This is a genomic window from Pseudomonadota bacterium, from assembly GCA_039196715.1.
Lineage (GTDB): Bacteria > Pseudomonadota > Gammaproteobacteria > CALCKW01 > CALCKW01 > CALCKW01.
The window spans coordinates 1-19,076 of the sequence record JBCCUP010000082.1; the positions used below are offsets into that span (position 1 = coordinate 1).

17 protein-coding genes are annotated in these 19,076 nt (G+C 67.5%); 13 read left to right on the top strand and 4 right to left on the bottom strand.

Annotation, left to right across the window (positions count from 1 at the left end):
• The 6 genes from AAGA11_19520 to AAGA11_19545 form a co-directional block, all read left to right on the top strand.
• Positions 1-1,023, top strand: a 1,023-nt coding sequence (locus AAGA11_19520; GenBank protein ID MEM9605061.1) for a cobyric acid synthase, incomplete at its 5' end; no start/stop codon positions are given.
• A complete protein-coding gene (gene cobU / locus AAGA11_19525; GenBank protein ID MEM9605062.1) occupies positions 1,020-1,541 on the top strand; it encodes a bifunctional adenosylcobinamide kinase/adenosylcobinamide-phosphate guanylyltransferase in 522 nt (173 codons plus the stop codon). The genes AAGA11_19520 and cobU, both read left to right, overlap by 4 nt.
• Positions 1,538-2,590 carry a nicotinate-nucleotide--dimethylbenzimidazole phosphoribosyltransferase gene (cobT, locus tag AAGA11_19530; GenBank protein MEM9605063.1) on the top strand — a complete coding sequence of 351 codons (1,053 nt, stop codon included), beginning with the start codon at positions 1,538-1,540 and terminating at the stop codon, positions 2,588-2,590. The genes cobU and cobT overlap by 4 nt, the downstream gene beginning before the upstream one ends.
• 58 nt (positions 2,591-2,648) lie before the next feature.
• The gene (gene fabV, locus AAGA11_19535; protein MEM9605064.1) at positions 2,649-3,839 is read left to right on the top strand and encodes an enoyl-ACP reductase FabV; all 1,191 of its coding nucleotides are present in this window, start codon (positions 2,649-2,651) and stop codon (positions 3,837-3,839) included.
• Between the two features lie 462 nt (positions 3,840-4,301).
• On the top strand, positions 4,302-4,895 hold the full coding sequence (locus AAGA11_19540; GenBank protein ID MEM9605065.1) for a YceI family protein: 594 nt from the start codon (positions 4,302-4,304) through the stop codon (positions 4,893-4,895).
• Between the two features lie 20 nt (positions 4,896-4,915).
• A complete protein-coding gene (locus AAGA11_19545; protein ID MEM9605066.1) occupies positions 4,916-6,073 on the top strand; it encodes a cytochrome b/b6 domain-containing protein in 1,158 nt (385 codons plus the stop codon).
• A 105-nt stretch (positions 6,074-6,178) separates the two neighbouring features.
• On the opposite strand, the gene AAGA11_19550 is transcribed toward AAGA11_19545, so the two are convergent.
• The gene (locus AAGA11_19550; GenBank protein ID MEM9605067.1) at positions 6,179-6,913 is read right to left on the bottom strand and encodes a hypothetical protein; all 735 of its coding nucleotides are present in this window, start codon (positions 6,911-6,913) and stop codon (positions 6,179-6,181) included.
• Between the two features lie 191 nt (positions 6,914-7,104).
• On the opposite strand from AAGA11_19550, the gene AAGA11_19555 reads away from it, so the two are divergent.
• A complete protein-coding gene (locus tag AAGA11_19555; GenBank protein ID MEM9605068.1) occupies positions 7,105-7,968 on the top strand; it encodes a LysR family transcriptional regulator in 864 nt (287 codons plus the stop codon).
• A 164-nt stretch (positions 7,969-8,132) separates the two neighbouring features.
• Positions 8,133-8,801 carry a response regulator transcription factor gene (locus AAGA11_19560; GenBank protein ID MEM9605069.1) on the top strand — a complete coding sequence of 223 codons (669 nt, stop codon included), beginning with the start codon at positions 8,133-8,135 and terminating at the stop codon, positions 8,799-8,801.
• Positions 8,802-8,818: 17 nt separating this feature from the next.
• Here the strand turns inward: AAGA11_19560 and AAGA11_19565 are convergent, their stop codons facing one another.
• Positions 8,819-10,228, bottom strand: a complete 1,410-nt coding sequence (locus AAGA11_19565; protein MEM9605070.1) for a phospholipid carrier-dependent glycosyltransferase — start codon at positions 10,226-10,228, stop codon at positions 8,819-8,821.
• Positions 10,225-11,253: a glycosyltransferase family 2 protein gene (locus AAGA11_19570; protein ID MEM9605071.1), complete on the bottom strand. Its 1,029-nt coding sequence runs from the start codon at positions 11,251-11,253 to the stop codon at positions 10,225-10,227. Before AAGA11_19570 ends, AAGA11_19565 begins: the two co-directional genes overlap by 4 nt.
• 419 nt (positions 11,254-11,672) lie before the next feature.
• Here AAGA11_19570 and AAGA11_19575 point away from each other — a divergent pair, with 419 nt between their 5' ends.
• Positions 11,673-12,887: a cytochrome c peroxidase gene (locus tag AAGA11_19575; protein ID MEM9605072.1), complete on the top strand. Its 1,215-nt coding sequence runs from the start codon at positions 11,673-11,675 to the stop codon at positions 12,885-12,887.
• A gap of 60 nt (positions 12,888-12,947) precedes the next feature.
• On the opposite strand, the gene AAGA11_19580 is transcribed toward AAGA11_19575, so the two are convergent.
• Positions 12,948-14,636: a Na/Pi cotransporter family protein gene (locus AAGA11_19580; protein MEM9605073.1), complete on the bottom strand. Its 1,689-nt coding sequence runs from the start codon at positions 14,634-14,636 to the stop codon at positions 12,948-12,950.
• Positions 14,637-15,140: 504 nt separating this feature from the next.
• On the opposite strand from AAGA11_19580, the gene AAGA11_19585 reads away from it, so the two are divergent.
• The 4 genes from AAGA11_19585 to AAGA11_19600 all read left to right on the top strand — a co-directional run.
• Entirely contained in the window at positions 15,141-16,121 is a 981-nt protein-coding gene (locus tag AAGA11_19585; GenBank protein ID MEM9605074.1) for an ABC transporter substrate-binding protein, read from the top strand.
• A 196-nt stretch (positions 16,122-16,317) separates the two neighbouring features.
• Positions 16,318-17,112, top strand: coding sequence for an ABC transporter ATP-binding protein (locus AAGA11_19590; GenBank protein MEM9605075.1), 795 nt, complete (start codon positions 16,318-16,320; stop codon positions 17,110-17,112).
• A complete protein-coding gene (locus tag AAGA11_19595) occupies positions 17,109-17,876 on the top strand; it encodes an ABC transporter permease (GenBank protein MEM9605076.1) in 768 nt (255 codons plus the stop codon). Before AAGA11_19590 ends, AAGA11_19595 begins: the two co-directional genes overlap by 4 nt.
• Before the next feature lie 378 nt (positions 17,877-18,254).
• A partial coding sequence (locus tag AAGA11_19600; protein ID MEM9605077.1) for a hypothetical protein occupies positions 18,255-19,076 on the top strand: 822 nt, incomplete at its 3' end.

The window sequence follows — 19,076 nt, forward strand, 5'->3', positions numbered from 1 at the left end:
GAGGCCGCCGACACCGACGTTGTCCTGGTGGCGGACATCGACAAGGGCGGCGTGTTCGCGCACCTCTACGGCACCGTGGCCGTGCTCGAGCCGAGCGAACAGGCCCGTATCAAGGGCTTCATCATCAACCGCTTCCGCGGCGACATCGCCTTGCTCGAACCCGGTCTCGACTGGCTCGAGGCCAAGACCGGTATCCCGGTGCTGGGGGTGTTGCCGTTCCTCGAAGGCTTCCACCTCGAGGCCGAGGACGCGGTGAACGCGAGCCAGCGCCTCACCGACGCAACCTTGCGCGTGGTCGTGCCGCGCTTTCGCCGAATCAGCAACCACACCGACTTCGACCCGCTGCGGCTGCACCCGCGCGTCGACCTGCAGTTCGTGCAACCCGGGCAGCCGCTGCCGCCGGCCGACCTCGTGATCCTGCCGGGCACCAAATCGACCCGCGCCGACCTCGCCTTCCTGCGCAAGCAGGGTTGGGACGCCGACCTCGCCCGCCACCTGCGCTACGGCGGCAAAGTGCTCGGCATCTGCGGCGGCTACCAGATGCTCGGCCAGTGCGTGTCCGACCCGAACGGCGTCGAAGGCGCGCCGGGCGACACCGCGGGCCTCGGGATGCTCGACGTCGAGACGACCATGCTGCCCGACAAGGCGCTGATCAACGTCACCGGCACCCTCAGCCTGAACGGCGAGACCGCCTCGATCGACGGCTACGAGATCCACGTCGGCGACACCACCGGGCCAGGGCTCGCCCACCCGCTGATCGCGCTCGACGACGGCCGCACGGACGGCGTCGCGAGCTCCGACGGCCAGGTGCTCGGCAGTTACCTGCACGGCCTGTTCGAGCACCCCGCGAGCCAGGCGGCACTGCTGACCTGGGCCGGCCTCGACGCAGCGGCGGAGAGCGTGCCGGACTACCGCGCGCTGCGCGACGCCGAGATCGACCGCCTGGCCGACAGTGTCGAAGCCCACCTCGACTGGGCGCGCCTCGCCCCCCTGCTCAACGTCGACGCGGCAGCGTTCGCATGAAGACCCTGATCCTCGGCGGCGTGCGCTCGGGCAAGACCGCCCTGGCCGAAGGCCTCGCAGAGGCCCACGACGGGCCGGTTACGGTGATCGCCACGGCTACCCCTTTCGATGATGAAATGCAAGCGCGGATCGACGCGCACCGCGCCACCCGGCCCGCCGCATGGCACACCGTCGAGGCGCCGATCGAGCTGCCCGACGCGCTGCGCGCCGCGAGCGCCGCCGACACCCTGGTGCTCGTCGACTGCCTGACGCTCTGGCTGACCAACCTGCTGATCGCCGAGCCGCCTGCCGACCTCGACGCGGCCCACGACGCGCTGCTCGACGCCCTCGCGGCGGCACCCGGCGACACCGTGCTGGTCAGCAACGAGAACAGCTTCGGCGTCACCCCCGACAACCGGCTGAGCCGCGCGTTCCTCGACACCGCGGGTCGGCTTCACCAACGCATTGCCGCCCGCGCCGACCGCGTCGCACTCGCGGTCGCGGGCTTGCCATTGACCCTCAAAGGACCCCCACTGTGACCGACTCCTGGCTTCAGGCCCCCGCCGCCAAACCGAGCACCGCCCACCGCGACGCCGCACTTGCACGCCAGGCGCAACTGACCAAGCCACCGGGTTCGCTCGGCTTGCTGGAGGCCGCCGCGGTCGAACTGGCCGCGCTGCAGGGCGTCGACGCGCCCAGCGCCGACCGTGTGCACATCGCGATCTTCGCCGGCGACCACGGCGTGGCCGCCGAGAAGGTGTCGGCCTTTCCGCAGGAAGTGACCGCGCAGATGGTGGCCAACTTCGCCGCCGGCGGCGCCGCGATTTCCGTGCTCGCGCGCGAACTCGGCGCGCGCTTTTCGGTGGTGGACGTCGGCACGGTCGAACCGATCCCCGGCCTGCCCGGTGTCACCGACCGGCGCGTCGCCGCGGGCACGGCCAACCTGGCAGCGGGCCCGGCGATGAGCCACGAACAGCTGCTGCGCGCGCTCGACGCGGGCCGCGAGCAGGTCGACAGCGCGCTCGCCGCGGGCTGTGACCTCTTCATCGGCGGCGAGATGGGCATCGCCAACACCACCGCGGCGACCGCGCTCGGGTGCGCGCTCACGGGCGGTGACCTCGCCCTGATGACAGGGCCGGGCACCGGCCTCGACAGCAACGGCGTGCGCCACAAGATGGAGGTGCTCGCCCGCAGCCTCACGCTCAACACCGAGGCCCGCGCGGCGCCGTTGACCAGCCTGCAGGCCTTTGGCGGTTTCGAGATCGCGGCGCTGACGGGTGCCTACCTGCACGCCGCCCAGCGCGGGTTGCCGGTGGTCGTCGACGGCTTCATCTGCACCGCCGCCGCGCTCGCCGCCGCCCGCATCCTGCCCGGTGCGCGCGCCTGGATGCTGTTCAGCCACCAGTCGCAGGAACCCGGTCACCAGGCGCTGCTCGAGGCACTCGACGCCGAGCCCCTGCTCGACCTCGCGATGCGCCTCGGCGAGGGCAGCGGCGCCGCCACCGCCGTGCCGCTGTTGCGCCTCGCCTGCGCACTGCACAACGGCATGCACACCTTTGCCGACGCGGGGGTCAGCGACACAGGCTGACACATCACCGCCGAGGCCGACGCGCTACAATGGCGCAACCCCAACACGGCAGCCCCCGATGATCATCCAGCCCAAAGTACGCGGTTTCATGTGCACCACAGCGCACCCGGCGGGGTGTGCGGCCAACGTGCAGGCGCAGATCGCGCACGTGCAGGGCAACGGGCCGATCGACGGCGGGCCGAAACGCGTGCTGGTGCTCGGCGCGTCAACCGGCTACGGCCTCGCATCGCGCATCACGGCGGCCTTCGGCGCAGGCGCCGCGACACTCGGCGTGTTCTTTGAAAAGCCCGGCACCGAGCGCAAGACCGGCTCGGCCGGCTGGTACAACGCCGCCGCCTTCGGCGCGGCCGCCTCCGAGGCAGGCCTCTACTGCACCAGCCTGAACGGCGACGCCTTCTCACACGAGATGAAGCAGCAGGTCATCGACACCATCAAGGCCGACCTCGGCACCGTCGACCTCGTCGTCTACAGCCTGGCCGCGCCGCGCCGCCAGCACCCGGTCACAGGCGCGGTGCACAGCTCGACGCTGAAGCCGATCGGCAAGGCGGTGACCCAGCGCGGCATCAACACCGACAAGGAAATCGTCAGCGAGGTCACGCTCGAACCCGCCACCCAGGACGACATCGACAACACCGTCGCGGTCATGGGCGGCGAGGACTGGCAGATGTGGATCGACGCGCTGCACGACGCGGGTGTGCTCGCCGAGGGCGCCAAGACCACCGCCTACACCTACATCGGCGAGAAGGTCACCTGGGACATCTACTGGCACGGCACCATCGGCGCCGCCAAACAGGACCTCGACAAGCGCGTGATCGATATCCGCGCGAAGCTCGCGGCCACCGGCGGTGACGCGCGCGTGTCGGTGCTGAAGGCCGTGGTCACCCAGGCGAGCGCGGCCATCCCGATCATGCCGCTGTACCTTGCCCTGCTGTTCAAGGTGATGAAGGCCAACGGCAGCCACGAAGGGTGCATCGAGCAGGTCGATCGCCTGTTTCGCGAGAGCCTCTACGGCGACGCGGGCACCGACGCCGAAGGCCGGCTCCGTGCCGACGACCTCGAGCTCAAGCCCGAGGTGCAGCAGGCTGTACTTGACGCCTGGGCCACCGTCACCACCGAAAACCTCCACGAGGTCACCGACTTCGTCGGGTACAAGGCCGAGTTCCTCAAGCTCTTCGGCTTCGGCGTCGACGGCGTCGACTACGGCGCCGACCTCTCGCCCGACGTGCCGGTGCCGGGCTTGATTACCTGACGGCAGCGACGCGTGCACTCACAGCGTGTGAACGCGCCGAACTTCCGTCGATCCACCGGTTGTCACGGCGGCGGCTGACACAACCCATGCCGCTGTCGCGCCACCGCGCAACGTGAACCGTGTGCGTGCAGATGAAAAGCGGCGAGACCGTGGCCGCACAGCGCACGCGACCGAGCGCGGGCCCCGATCACGCACGCACCACCTGACATGGCCATTAGCAAAATTGCACCGACGCGTTGCATTGCTGCATAAGCCACCCCTGGCACCGGGCGTGAAGGTGGTCGCACCGATGTATCAAGCCGCTGAATTTGCTGAGAAAACGCGGTTCTTCCACACGGCTATTGGGTCGGAATCGAGACACACTGTTTTTACCGATCGGCCGGAATGTTTCGCGCACGCGCGTGTCACAATGCCTGCAACGGCTCCGCCGACACCCACACTCGCTGAAACAGGAGATTTCCCATGCGCTTTCCCCGTACCGCCCTCGCCGGCCTCGTGCTCGCCGCCACCACCGCCACCGCCGCCGACTTTTCCGGCGTGCCGTCGGGCATGTACGCGCTCGACAGCACGCACGCCTACATCAACTTTCAGTACAACCACCTCGGCTTCTCCAACCCGACGCTGAGCTTCGACGACTTCACCGTCGACCTGAACCTCAACGCCGACGACCCGACCCAGTCGAGCGTCAACGTCGTGGTCGACGTCAACAGCGTGGTCACCGGCTCCGAGATCTTTCACGACCACCTGACCGGCGGCAACTGGTTCGACGTTGCCAACAACCCCGAGATCACCTTCGCCTCCACCTCGATGGAGATGCAGGACGACGGCAGCTACAAGGTCATGGGTGACCTGACCGTCAAGGGCACCACCAAGCCGCTCGAGCTGACCGTCAACATCAACGGCGCGCAGAACCACCCGATGAGCGGCAAACCGGTCGTGGGCCTTGACGCCTCGGGCGGCCTGCTGCGCTCCGACTTCGGCCTCGGCAAGAACGCCCCGTTCGTCAGCGATGACGTCGCGGTGTCGCTGAGCATCGAGATGGTCGCGGCACAGTAAACCGACAAGAGACAAAACCAGTGGGTCGATCAGCCAGTTTGCGGTACAGCGATGCCGCCATCGTGCTGCACTGGCTCATCGCCGCGAGCATCCTGGGCCTGCTTGCCGTCGGCAAGTTCATGGTCTCGCTCGAGGCGGACGACCCACTGCGTTTTGAACTCACTCAGTGGCACAAGACCTTCGGCTTGCTGGTCCTGGGGCTCTCGGTCCTTCGCCTGCTGTGGCGTGCCACGCACGCGCCACCCGCGATCGACTACGTCGCGCCGGCGTGGCAACACCGCGCGGCGAGCGCAACGCACATCGGCCTCTACGCACTGACGTTCCTCATTCCGGTCACCGGCTGGATCATGGTCTCGGCGTCGCCACTGAACATCGATACCCTCCTCTTCGGCGTGCTCGAAGTGCCGCACCTGCCGCCGTTCGACACCCTGCCGAACCGCGACGAGATCGCCGAGCACTTTGCCGGTTACCACGAGCTCGCGAGCCACGCGCTGATCGTGTTGCTGCTGATGCATGCAGGTGCAGCACTCAAGCACCACCTCATCGAAAAGGACGGCGTGCTGCTGCGCATGCTGCCCGACACGGCATCGGCGTCGTTTCGGCGCACACTGGGCGGCACAGGGCTCATCGCCGTCGCGGCCGGAACGGCCTTGTACGCCTACGCCGTCGTCTTCAAGGCCTCCCCGGTCCTCGCCGCCGGCGCGACCGAGGTCAGCTTCACGGCGCTGGTCACCCAGTCGGAAACACCGGGCGTCTTCACCGACAGCAAGGTCGAGGCTGCGCTCGACTTCAGCAACCCCGCCGCGAGCCAGCTGAGCGCGCGCGTGCAGACCGCGACTGTGCAGAGCAACAACCCGCAAGTGCAGAACCAGCTGCCCGAGCCCGATTGGTTCGACGCGGGCACCCACCCCGAGGCCACCTTCGTGTCGACCGCCATCGAGGCCGCCGGCCCCGACAGCCTGGTGGTCACCGGCACCCTGACGCTCAAGGGCACCGCTCAGCCTGTCAGCTTCGTGCTGAACCTCGCTGACGAAGACGACGTCCGCGTGGCGCGCGGCAGCTTCGACATCGACCGCCGAGACTTCGACATCGGCATGCGCTCCCAGGCCGACGAGGAATACGTCGGCTTCACCGTCACCATCCACTTCCAGTTCGAGATCGACACCGGCGAGCCCTGATCCCGGTGCCGGGGTGTACACCGCCGTCCGGCCACGGGTTCGACATGCCCAACGCAAAACGCCCCGCTGTTACCAGCGGGGCGTTTTGCTGTGGTACTCGGGCGATCACTTCGCCGCAAGGATGTCGTAGTTCCGGACGTTCGCCACCACACCTGCGTCCCAGCCGCCCTCGACCAGCACGTTGGCCTGGTCCTTCAGGATGTTGGCCACCTTGCCGGCGAAGTGGGCCGCGCGGCCGGACTCGTCCGCGAAGATGTCGAAGATCGCAAACTCACGCTCGCTGATCCGCAGCCCCGCCCAGTACAGCGTCTTCGGCTCGGTCTCGGCGACGATGCCACCCGCCGCGGTCAGGAGGTCCGCCAACGCCTGCTCCTGACCCGCTGCGGCGGTGATCGAGATGTAGGTGGCCGTGGTGGCCGTGTGCACATCAACCGGCGCCTTGGTCGAGAGCACCTCGGAGTTGTTCACGTTGGCGAGCACACCGCCGTCCCAGCCGCCCTCGACCAGCCCGTCGGCGTTGCTCTTGAGGGCACCTGCGACTGCACCCGAGAAGTGCGCCGCCCGCGCGTCGGCGTCGGTGAAGATGTCGAAGATCGCGAGCTGGCCACCCGGCGCCTGCAGCGCGAACCAGAGCTCCGTACCGGGCTCGGTCGCGTTGACGATAGGCGCTGCATTGGCTAGGAACTCGGCGAAGGACTCGGTTTGGCCGGCGGCGGCGGTCATGTTGATGTAGCTTGCAGTCTGGTTCATTTCAATGGTCTCCGGTGATGTTGCGCACGCTGCCAAGGCCATGGCAGACAGGCTCATGATGCTGATTTTGTTGAGGATCGTGTTTTTCATGTCGGTCTCCTGTGCCCTCTCAGAGAGCGGTGATTTGGGTCTCTGTGGTTGCGCTCCGTTGCGCGAACCGTGGGCAGCATAGTGGCCGAACCGCGTTCGGCTATCCAATACTGTTGTGCTATATTTCAATAGTCATTGACTATGGTTAGAGCTTGGGCCTGCTGGCCCGCTCACGCACCTGGGAGCGACCGATGGAGATGAACCAGATCCGCTATTTCCTCGCGGTCTGCGAGCACCGCAACTTCACCCACGCGGCGCGCGCCTCGAACGTGTCGCAGCCCTCGCTGACCGCGTCGATCAAAAAGCTCGAGGCCGAGCTGAACGGCGCGCTGTTCCTGCGCGACCGCGCCGGCTGCCGCCTCACGCCACTCGGTACCCTGATCAAGCCACGCTTGCAAAAAATTCTCAGCGAGAGCGCCGAGGCCAAGGCCGACGCCATCCGCCACGTGCGGCTCAAACGCGTGCCGATCAGCGTCGGCATGGGCCCGACCATCGGCCAGGCGCGGGTGGTCGAGGCAACGCGCACCCACCGCGCCAGCCACCCCGAGGTCGACATCGAGTTCATCGTCGCGCCCGACCGCGAGTTGCTCGAGGGCCTGCGTGCGGGCCAGTTCGACATCGGTATCAGCACCGCCGAGCCGAGCGAGGACCTCTACCGAGTGGACACGCTCTACACCGAGCCCTACCGCGTGGTGGTCTCCACCGAGCACACACTGGCCGGCGACGACAGCGTGTCGCTCGAGACACTCGCCAACACCGACATGATCGACCGGCCCAACTGCGAAATGCGCGACGTGCTGCACAGCACCTGCGAAGCGGCCGGTCAGACGCTCTACGCCGCTTTCCGCTCCAACCAGGTGGCCTGGCTGCTGGCCCTGGTGCGCTCGGGCGCGGGCGCGGCGATCCTGCCCGCCACCGCCATCCCCGACGAACCGGGCCTGCACACCTTGTCGGTCGAGGGCGCCGACTTCGCGCGTACGGTGTACGGCCTGCGCTACCGCCACCAACCGCCGCGCCCCGAGGCCGACGCGCTGCTGCGGGTGCTGACCGACTGAGCGCGGACAGGCACCCCGCAGAAGGCCATCGGGCACATGCCCGACACCGCGTGTGAGACATGCGTCGCGTGCGAGGCCGCCGCGCGTGCGCGGTCCGCCCCATGGCGGCGGCCGGGGGTTCGGCAATACTCGGTGCGTCCAAACCGATGATGTGCAGGGTCGCCATGAAAGTGTTGCTCGCCGATCCCTCACACCGGGTCCAGTCGACCCTGCGCGCCGGTCTGGCCTGCGCCGGGCTGACGGTGGACGCGGCCTTCACCGACCGCGACGCCGAGGCCAGTCTGCGCGCCGGCCACTACGACGCCGCGCTGATCAGCACCCGCCTGCCCGCCACCGACGGCTACCGCGTGGTCCAGCGGTTGCGGGCCGAGGGTGACCGCCTGTTCGTGTTGATGCTCGCCGCGTCGGTCGACGACACCGACGCCGCCACCGAAGCCGGCGCCGACGGTGTCCTGCTGCACCCGGTGTCACAGGACACGCTGGTGTCGCGCTTGCTCGCCCGACCCCGACCCGAGCCCCCGAACGCCCACACCGTCCGCATCAACACCGGCGCGGTCACGCTCGACATCGACCTGCTGAACCGCACGGCCAGCACCGCGGCCGAGGCGCTCGCGCTGACGCCGACCGAGTACAAGCTGCTGGTTCACTTCGCCACCCACCGGCAGCAGACCTTCTCGCAACGCCAGCTGATCGACCGCGTCTACGAATCGGACAAGAATGTGAGCCTCAACGCCGTAGAGGCGCACATCAGCGCGCTGCGGCGGAAGCTGCGCACCGCGCTCGGCGACGAGCTGATCACCACGCGCCGCGGCTTCGGCTACCACCTGGCCTGAGAGCGCCCGCGCTCACCTCAGCGCGGCGGCAGCAGGAAGGCCGTGTACTCCTCATCTGCGTGCACCACCGCCAGTGTGTCGAGGGGCAGGTCCACCCCGTCACCGTGGCGCACGACCAACACCGCAGGTTCGCCGTCGCGCACGGCGTTGTGCACCGCCGCACTGTCGAGCAGAAAGCGCGCAGTGCCGCGTGAGTAGAAGCGGGCCGAGTGTGGCGCGTGCCTGAGGTACAACACCGGCACACCGGGGTGCGCACGCTGCACGGCGTGCAGTAGTCGGGCTTGCGATTCGGTCTGCGTGTGTGCACGCAGACCGAACGTCAGCGCCAGCACCAGGCCAAGCGGCACCACCGCCGCCACCGCCACCACGGTGCGAGCGCGCCAAGTCGATACTGCCATCGCGAGGAGCAGTGCAAAGGCAGGCACGCCCGGCAACACGTAGGTCGCGAGGATGTTGCCCGCGAAAGTAAAGAAGACAAGCGGCCACAGCGCCCAGCACAGGAGGTACTGGTTGAGCGCGCGGCCGAGGGCGCGGCGCACCGCAGGCCCGGCCACCGCGACAGCGCGCGCACCCACACCGAGGGCCACCAGCGACCAGGGCAGGCACGCCAACAGGGCGTACACCCAGATGGTGCCGAGAGGCTCGTCGTGCGCGGTGCCGTAGCGGTCGCCCGACCAGCCGGACTGCAGGTAGCGCTGCAGGTGCTCGCCAACCAGGAAGTACCGAAGAAAGCCCGGCGTCCGGATCTCGGCCACGAGGTACCACGGCGCCGCCACCGCCGCCGCGAGCGCGAGCCCGGGTGGCCAGAGGCAGAGCGCCAGCACCTCCCGCCACCGCCACTGCAAGACCGTCCAAAGGCCGATCGGCCCGGCCGCGAGCACCGTGGCCACCGGCCCCTTGGCGAGCAACCCGAGGCCGAGCGAGGCAAAGAACACCAGCCGCCACACGACACCCCGCTGGTGCAGCGCAAACCAGAAGCTCGTCAGCGTCAGGGTCAGCGACGCGAGCAGGGCCGGGTCCGTCATCACCGTGCCCGCCGCCACGAAACCGCCGAGCGTCGACACCGCAATCAGCGCGGCGCGCCCAGCGACGGGCCGTGACACCACACGCGCCGCGAACACCGCGAGCAGCGCCAACGTCAGCGCCGTGTTGAGGAGCGCCGGTAACCGCGCGGCAAATGCCGCGTCGCCAAGCAATGCGATCGCCCCGGCGCTTTGCCAGATCGAGAGCGGCGGCTTGGCCCAGAAGGGCTCGCCCGGCACGAGCTGCGGCGTGACCCAGTTGCCGCTTGTGACCATGACGCGGGCGATCTCACCGTAGCGCGCCTCGGTCGTGTCCATCAGCGGGTACAGGCCCAGCGTCGCCAGGCGCACGGCCAGCACCGCGCACACCGCGGCGCCAAGCCACCCGAACGGCCATCGCGTCACGCGCCAGGGCCCAACCACCCGTCGCGGCGCGCTGCCGCGGTCGTCCGACGCGTTGCCGGCTGCACACTCTCGACCACGTAGAGCGGCCGTTTCTTCACCTCGATGAAGGTGCGCCCGACGTACTCGCCGAGCACACCGATCGCGATCAGCTGGATGCCGCCGATCAGCGTCATGAGTGCAACGGTGGTGGAGAAGCCAGCAACCGGGTTGCCGAACACCACCGTCGAGACCGCCGTGGTGAGCCCGTATACCAAGGCGAATGTCGCGACCAGAAAACCGAGCACCGTCGAGAGCCGAAGCGGCGCGATGCTGAACGCCGTGACGTTGTCCACCGCCAGGCCCACCAACTTCAGGAACGGCCACTTGGTGTCGCCGGCGGCCCGCTTCGCCCGCGTGTAGTCGAGGATGCGGGTGCGAAACCCCACCCAGGCGAAGAGCCCCTTGGTGCAGCGGTGTGTTTCGGGCAACCGATTGACCACCTCGACCACGCGCCGCGACATCAGCCGAAAGTCCCCGACGTCGGTCGGCATCTCGATGTCCGACACCCAGTTCATCAAGCGGTAGAAGGCGTGCGCCGAGGCGCGCTTGAACCAGCCGTCGACGCGCCGGTCCGCCCGCCGCATGGCCACCACGTCGTACCCGTCCTGCCACGCCGCGATCATCGCCGGCAGGCACTCGGGCGGGTCCTGCAAATCGGCGTCGATCAGCACCACCGCGTCACCCGCGGCGTGCTGCAGACCAGCCGCCACTGCGTGCTCCTTGCCAAAGCGCCGGCTCAGCCCGACCACACCAATCCGGTCGTCACGGGCCCGGTGGCCTTCGAGCACCCGGCGCGTGCCGTCGGTGCTGCCGTCGTCGACGAACACGAACTCGAACGCGCAGTCGACCGTTGCCGTCACCTCGCCCAGGCGGTGCAACAGCGCGCCGAGCCCGGGCGCCTCGTTGTGCACCGGGACGACGATCGACACCAACGGGCGGCCGCCCGGCGCCGTCGGCGTGGCGCCGGCGTCCGGCGGCGAAGCCACGGCGCACGCGGCGGGGGGCCGCCGGGCCCGGGTCGCAACAGGGTGGGTCATGGCGGTGGCGGCCTCGGCGTGGGGTTGGGGCGAAGACCCTACGAGGCCGGTCTGGCGTCTTGCTGAAGCCCCGCTGAATGTGCGCTGAAAGCCGGTGCGCCTGTCCGCATCCCATCCCAAACACCGCCGCACCGGGGCGATGTGCCGGCGTCACGCCAACACCGCAGCCGTGTCACCACCGCGAAAGCAGCACACATCCCACCGAGAACCGCAATGAATTCAATGTATTAGGCTATCGCGCACCTGCTCGACGGCCCCGATCAGGCATCCGTCCCGTGATTTCACGACTGCATGCGCGATCCGCCCGATGGTGATACGCCAAGCGCGGACCCACAGTCCGGTTCCGTTTGCCGCCCCGCGTGATGCCCATGGACCACCCCGACACCCCGCCTGATGCCTTCCCACCCCTGCTCGGCCCCGCCGCGCTGGTCGTCGCGAGCCTCGCCACGGCGGTGCTGGTGGGCTGCGACGATTTCGACCCGGCGGCCGTGAACTTCACGCAGGACGACGTCGTTGCCGTCGGCGACGTGCGGACGCTCGACGTGCAGGGCCGGACGTTCACGTCGCTGCCCGAGAACGGCCCGGTGGTGAACCCGCTCGAGGCCGCGCTCGGCCGCGACCTCTTCTGGGACCCGATCCTCTCGGGCAACCGGGACGTCGCCTGCGCCACCTGCCACCTGCCCGAGCACGGCTACACCGACGGGCAGTTCCGCTCGATCGGTGTGGGCGGCAGCGGCCGCGGCGCGAACCGCGTGGTGGGCCACACCCGGCGCGTGCCGCGCAACGCGCAATCGGTGTTGAACACCGCCTGGCAGGGCATCGACGTGCTGGGCAACGTCGACCCCACCACCGCGCCGATGTTCTGGGACAACCGCGTGACCACGCTCGAGGCGCAGGCGCTCGAGCCGATCCGCTCGCGCGAGGAGATGCGCGGCGACAACTTTACCGTGGCCCAGATGGAAGCCGAAGTGGTCAACCGCCTGAACGGCATTGCGGCCTACAGCACCGCCTTCAACACGGCCTTCGGCAGCGCGCCGATCACGCTCGAACAGGTGGGCCGCGCGCTCGCCGCCTTCCAGCGCACGCTGGTCGCCAACAACGCGCCCTTTGACCGCTGGATGCGCGGCGAACCCAACGCCATGACGCCGAACCAGCTCTCGGGCATGGTCGAGTTCGCGGCCTCGGGCTGCGCCGACTGCCACAGCGGGCCACTCTTCTCCGACCACCAACTGCGGGTGCTGGGCGTGCGCGAGGGCCAGGGTCTCGCCCAACCCGACGACGGCGACGGCAACTTCGCCTTCCGCACCCCGAGCCTGCGCCAGCTCGACTTCACCGGACCGTTCTTCCACGCCGGGCAGTTTGCAACCCTGGGGCAAGCGGTGGACTTCTACGACGAGCGCCGCAGCTCCGATAACCCGAACGTGCCCTCGAGCGCACTCGACCCGGAGCTGCTCCAGGTGCCGGAGATGGAAGACGGCCGCGGCGCGATCATCGCCGACTTCCTGCGCGCGCTGAACGACCCGGGCTTCGACCGGAGCGAACCCGCGACTGTGCCGAGTGGCCTGTCACCGGGCGGCTTCTAGCACGGCGCAGCCGAAGCCGAGCGTCGCGAAGCCGACCGAGCCGCACACGCACACAGCCGCCTAGCCGCCCTTGCCGCGCCCGGAGTGCGAGCGCTCGGGCCGCTCGATCAGACGGGTCTCGAGCAACTGGCCGCCGCGGTGCAGGATCGGGTAGGCCACCGAGGCGATCTGGCTGTTCATTTCCTTGTAGGCCGCGAGCGTCTCGAGGTGGATGTTGCTCGAGCCGAAACTCGTCGCGCCGCCAGCGCCGAGCCGGCGCAGGTGCCGCTTGCGGCTGGCGCGCTCCATCTGCGTCATTTCGACCTTCTCCTCGAGCAGCAGCCGCGCGCTCTCGAGGTCCGAGGAAATCAGCACGTTGGCTGCGAGCGCGACGTTGGCCACCACCTTCTCGTGCATGGCGAGCAGCTCGCGGTGCCCTTCAATCGAGAAGTCGACGCCCTCCTCGGCCTTCTGCAGTGCGCGCGGGATCAGGCGTTTGACCACCGTGTCCCCGGCCGACTCGACGCAGATCGCGTACTCGACGAGGGCGTGCGCCAGCTGCCGCTCCTCGTCGTTCATCGACTCCTGCGGCAGTTGCGCCATGAACTGGCGTATGCCGTCGAGCGCAAGGTTGACGTGCTTGTCCTGCAGCATGAGCAGGCGCGCCTGCTGCTTGTTGCCCGACTCGTAGAGGTCCATGACCGGCTTCACCATGTCCTCGACCAGGTGCAGCATGCGCAGGATCTCGCGCTTCAGGCTGGAGTTGGCGAGGTTCGGCGTGTCGAGCGCACTGGAGGTCAGCACCGAGCGGTGCGCGCTGACCGCCTCGATCGGCTCGTCAACCTCCTCGGGAAACAGCCAGACAAAGGGTCTTTCCAACAGCCGGCCGAACGGCAACCACACCAGCAGCGCGCTGTTGAACGCCACGTGCACGACGATCAGCGCCTGCGCCGCGCCGACGTGGGCAATCGGGGCGATCAGCGCAAAGCCGTTCACGGCCCACAGCGCCACCACCGCGCCGACACCGCGCAGCAGCAGGTTGGCCAGCGGGATGCGCCGCGCACTCGGGTCGAGAGAGCGGCTGAGCCAGACCGGGATCAGCGCCGAGCCAAGGTTGGCACCAAGCACGAGCGCCACACCGGCCGGCAGGGGGATGGCGTCGATCGCGACCAGCGTCACGCACATCAGCACCACGGCCACACTCGAGTGCATGACAAAAGCCAGGCCCGCACCGATGACAAAGGCCGTCAGGTGGTCGTTGTCGAGGTAGGCCGCCACCGACGGTAGGAAGCTCGACTGCTGAATCGGCACCATCGCCTCGCGCAGGAAGCGCAGGGACACCAGGATGAACGCGATGCCGAGCAGGATGCGCCCGGTCTGTTTCGGGCCGCGGCGGCTCGAATTCAGAAAAAGCCCCGCGCCGAGCGCGAGCAACGTGGGCGCGAGCCAGCGCGTCTCGAACGACAGCAACTGAATCAGCAAGGCCGACCCGAGGTCGGCGCCGAGCGCGGTCGCGATGCCCGACGAAAACGACAGAAGCCCGCTGCCGGCAAAGCCCGCCGCCAGGAGCACCACCGCCGCCGAGCTCTGCAGCACCACCGCGAGCCCGAGGCCCGTGGCCGCCGAGCGCACCGCGCCGTTGGCGCGTGTCACCACCCGCTTGAAGGACGACCCGAAGGCGCGCTCGATGCCCGTGCGTACCATGCGCACCGCGTAGAGCAACAGCAAGGTGGCGCCGACGATTTGCACCAAAAAAAAGAGAATGTCCATATCCCAAGCCTACACCTCTGCCGGGCGGGGCCACGGCCCCGGGTCTGCGATGTGTGACGGCGTGCCGGTGGCAAAATCACACTGCATGCAAGTGTATAGCCGCTGCGCAGAGACTCTGACGGCAGCAACCAGGCGGCGTTCCGCGAGAACAGTCGGGCGATTTCCCTGGGCCGAAACCCATCCAGGTCCCTGCGGGCCGGTGTCTGTGTCCGCCGGGCGCACCGTTTGCGGTCCCGCACCTACACCGCATGCGGGCACCGAGAACGCAGGGCTTCAGATCTGATACAACCCCTGCCCCGGACGCCGCACTGCACCAGCCTGGCGCACGGATTCGGACGAACCGCACCCGCTTGCGCCCCGGTGGTGCGCACCCCACCACGCGACGCCGCCCACACCCCATCGCGGTGCCGCCGGCGCTGCTGCTTGCACGGCCAGAGGTGGTACCCTGCGATCACCAACCACTTGGAGAGTCTCATGATCAAGCGCACGCTTGCGGCGGCCGTCATGGCCGTGGCCGCAACCGCCGCCCTGGCCGGCGGCCACGGCACCAAAGTCCCCTTCGCGCTGGACTGGAAATTCGAGGGCCCGTCGGCGCCCTACTTCGCCGCCATCGACAACGGCCACTTCGAGGCCGCGGGCCTGGAAGTGGACATCGCGGCCGGCAAGGGCTCGCTCGACGCCATCCCGAAAGTCGCCACCGGCGCCTTCCCGATCGGCTTCGCCGACATCAACAGCCTGGTGAAATTCCTCGACCAGAACCCGGGCGCCCCGGTCATTGCGGCGATGATGGTCTACGACAAGCCGCCGTTCGCAGTCGTCGGCCGCAAATCCCTCGGCGTGGAAGGCCCCGGCGACCTCGCCGGCAAGGTGCTCGGCGCACCGCCGCCCGACGGCGCCTGGGCGCAGTTCCCGATCTTCGCGGCCGAAAACGGCATCAACATGAGTGATATCACCGTCGAGCCGGTCGGCTTCCCGACGCGTGAGCCGATGCTGGCCGAGGGCAACGTCTCCTCGATCACCGGCTTCTCGTTCAGCTCGTACCTGAACCTCGTGCGCCTCGGCGTGCCGGAAGACGACATCTCCACCATCCTGATGGCGGACTACGGCGTCGACCTCTACGGCAACGCGATCATCGTCAACACCGACTTCGCCGCCGAGAACGCCGACGTGGTCAAGGGCTTCCTCGGGGCAGTGGCCATGGGCTGGAAAGACGCCATCGCTGACCCGGCCAGCGTGATCCCGGCCCTGCTTGACCGCAACCCGGCCGCCGACGGCGCGCTGGAGCAGCGCCGCCTGCAACTCGCGATCGACGCCAACGTCGTCACCGACTACACGATGGCCAACGGCATGGGCGGCATCGACGCCGACCGCATGGCCAACGCCATCACCCAGATCGGCACTGTCTACGAGTTCCAGAACACGCCGGACGCCAGCCTCTACTTCACCAGTGAATACCTTCCAGAAGGCGGTTTTCCGCTGAAGTAAGGACCTCAATGCAGGCCGGGGCCTGTCCCCGGCCGGTCCACAGGCGGCTGAGAAGCGTAGCGAGCAAGCCCAAATACAAGGAGCGAGCAGCGCAGAGGCCGAGACATATCAGACAGATAGGCGAGGTCCGAGCAGCGCAGCGACGCAGTAGTTGGGCTGCGCAGTAGCTTCTCAGTTGCCTGTTCACAGGATTCACATGACCGCCCTCATTGATATCAAAGGCGTCCGCCACACCTTCACCACCGACACCGGCCCGCTCCCCGTGCTCGACGGCCTGGACGTCTCGGTGCAAGAAGGCGGCTTCTGCGCGGTGGTCGGGCCATCGGGCTGCGGCAAGTCGACACTGACCCGCCTCATCGCCGGCCTCATGAAACCCGACGAAGGCGAAGTCTGGCTGCACGGCGAACGCGTCACCGGCCCGCGCTCAACCGTGGGCATGGCGTTCCAAAACCCCGTGCTGCTCGAGTGGCGCACCATCCTCAAGAACGTGATGCTGCCGCTAGAGATCGTGCCGGGCGGCCTCAAGGGCAAAGCCGCCGAAGACCGCGCACGCTCGCTGCTGGCGCTGGTGGGCCTTGAGGGCTTCGAAGACAAACGCCCGTCCGAACTCTCGGGCGGCATGCGCCAACGCGCCTCGCTCTGCCGCGCCCTCGTGCACCAGCCAGATGTCTTGATCCTCGACGAACCTTTCGGCGCGCTCGACGCCTTCACCCGCGAAGACCTCTGGCGCACCATGCACGACGTGAAAGAAAAGGAGCCCTTCACCGGCATCCTCATCACCCATGACCTCCGAGAAGCCATCTTCCTCGGTGACCAGGTGGTGGTGTTGTCCGGCCGCCCCGCGCGCACCCAATACGTCATGGACGTCACCCGAGACGCCAAGCCCACGCTCGACGACCTCTACACCCCCATCGCTGCCGAGCGCCTCAACACCCTGCGGCACCAGATCGAAATCGCCCAAGGGCGCGCCCCCGCGGAGGCCAACGCATGAACACGACCCTCCGCAAAGTCGTCGTCCCCGTCATCGCGATGATCGTATTCCTCATACTCTGGGAACTCCTCGTCTGGGCCAACGGCTGGCCCAACTACAAAATGGCCTCCCCAAGCGATCTTTGGCCCGCGTACACGCGGTACTGGGAACTCTTCTTGACCATGGGCTGGCAAACCCTCTGGCGCACCGTCGTCGGCCTGCTGCTCGCCATCGCGGTCGGCACCGCCTTCGGCATGATCATGGGCTTCAGCCGCACCATGCGCGACGCCCTCTACCCGCTCCTGGTCGGCTTCAACGCCATCCCGAAAGCCACCGTTGTCCCCATCGTCGCCCTCATGTTCGTCGGCGAGCACGACTTCAACACCGTGCTGATCGCATTCATGATCAGTTTTTTTCCGATTGCGGTTTCAGTGTCGATAGGGCTGTCGACGCTTGAGCCTGAATACCGCGATATCCTGCGTTCACTTGGTGCCTCGCAGACCTCGATCTTCTGGAAGATTGCGTTGCCGAAGACGCTGCCGGAGTTTTTCGGGGCACTGAAGGTCGCCGTGACGCTAGCGTTTATCGGAACAAACTTAATGGAGATTGTGAGCCCGCATGGGAAGGGGCTGGGCGCGCTGTTTGAAACTGGACAGACGAACTCGGATTACCCCTTAATGTTTGCGGTGTTGATAGCGTTGGCGGTGCTGGGAATATTTTTGTATTACGTCGTCGTGATTCTGGAGAAAATTTTTGCTGGCTGGGCTGAGCGGTCGCCTGCGTGAGAAAATCAACAACGTTTTACACCTTTTAGAAACGCTCCTGCGCACTACGGCCAAACCCAACACTGGGTGCTACCGTTTTTTGCCGCTAGGTCAGTCAAACCAGAAATTTACAATCCCGCCAAGAGCACATGGGGCGAACCATCACGAAAATCGCCTCATGCTCGCGTTGGTCCACGTTCAGAATTTGTGCGGCCAGTGCCGACAGCCGGCAAACGCCAATCTACCACTAGCCCAAACAGATCACCCCAAATCGCTGGGCGACCAGCAACCGGCCTGAAAATCCAGTACTGTGTAGCTAGATGACTCTGTGTCCCTATCGATCAAATAATACAGTGGTGACATAGCCATCTGATACGAAATCAGAACGAAAAGAACAACATGGACGAACTGCCCGCATCAAAAGGCATTTTCATTTCGTGCGCGTCTGACGAGTTTGAGAACACGCAAGGGCCCTTCCCCGGCCTGCGCAGCCAGCTGCGCGGCTACCTGGCCCGCGCTCGCCACACGGTGCGGATTCAGGAAGACTTGCCGCAAACCGCCGCGGACACCTTAAGCAAGCTGGCTGACGAAATCCGGCCGTTGGCCGTTGTCATTCACCTGCTCGGCGAGCGACCCGGCGCCATCGCCCACCCCGCTGCGGTCACCGAATACCTGCAAGCCGAGCCCGACTTCCTCGCCAACTGGCCCGAGCTGCGGGCCGCACTCGGCGACCTCTCGAGCATCAGCTACACCCAGTGGGAAGCCCTCATCGCCCTGCACCACGGTATTACCTTGCTGGTCTACGCAACCGACAAGGCCGCTGCCCAACAACTGCACCTCGACCGCCTGAAACTGGCGCGGCGCCACGCCACACCCATCGCTAACGACGCCGACCTGCTCGGCCAGCTTATTGGCGATCTGCATGACATTCTCCCGAAGGTGCCAAAGCTCACCCGCAAGATCGCCGGCACCCAATTGGAAAAACACGCCCCGCGCGTGCTCTTCGGCCGCGAGACCGAGTTGGCTGCGCTCGACGCCGCGTGGGCCAATGACGCACTGAACGTCTACACCCTCGTGGCCTGGGGCGGCGCCGGGAAAACGTCCCTGGCGTTTCACTGGGTGCAAACCCGCTTCGCCGCGAGTGACCCCAAGTGGGCCGGCGTCGAGCGATACTTCGACTGGAGCTTCTACAGTCAGGGCACCGGCGAGAGCCGCCAGACC

Bases quoted from the DNA above. Each gene is read 5' to 3' on its own strand.
- cobU (MEM9605062.1), top strand. From the start codon at position 1,020: ATGAAGACCCTGATCCTCGGCGGCGTGCGCTCGGGCAAGACCGCCCTG.
- fabV (MEM9605064.1), top strand. From the start codon at position 2,649: ATGATCATCCAGCCCAAAGTACGCGGTTTCATGTGCACCACAGCGCAC.
- AAGA11_19540 (MEM9605065.1), top strand. From the start codon at position 4,302: ATGCGCTTTCCCCGTACCGCCCTCGCCGGCCTCGTGCTCGCCGCCACC.
- AAGA11_19550 (MEM9605067.1), bottom strand. From the start codon at position 6,913: ATGAAAAACACGATCCTCAACAAAATCAGCATCATGAGCCTGTCTGCC.
- AAGA11_19555 (MEM9605068.1), top strand. From the start codon at position 7,105: ATGGAGATGAACCAGATCCGCTATTTCCTCGCGGTCTGCGAGCACCGC.
- AAGA11_19560 (MEM9605069.1), top strand. From the start codon at position 8,133: ATGAAAGTGTTGCTCGCCGATCCCTCACACCGGGTCCAGTCGACCCTG.
- AAGA11_19575 (MEM9605072.1), top strand. From the start codon at position 11,673: ATGGACCACCCCGACACCCCGCCTGATGCCTTCCCACCCCTGCTCGGC.
- AAGA11_19580 (MEM9605073.1), bottom strand. From the start codon at position 14,636: ATGGACATTCTCTTTTTTTTGGTGCAAATCGTCGGCGCCACCTTGCTG.
- AAGA11_19585 (MEM9605074.1), top strand. From the start codon at position 15,141: ATGGCCGTGGCCGCAACCGCCGCCCTGGCCGGCGGCCACGGCACCAAA.
- AAGA11_19590 (MEM9605075.1), top strand. From the start codon at position 16,318: ATGACCGCCCTCATTGATATCAAAGGCGTCCGCCACACCTTCACCACC.
- AAGA11_19595 (MEM9605076.1), top strand. From the start codon at position 17,109: ATGAACACGACCCTCCGCAAAGTCGTCGTCCCCGTCATCGCGATGATC.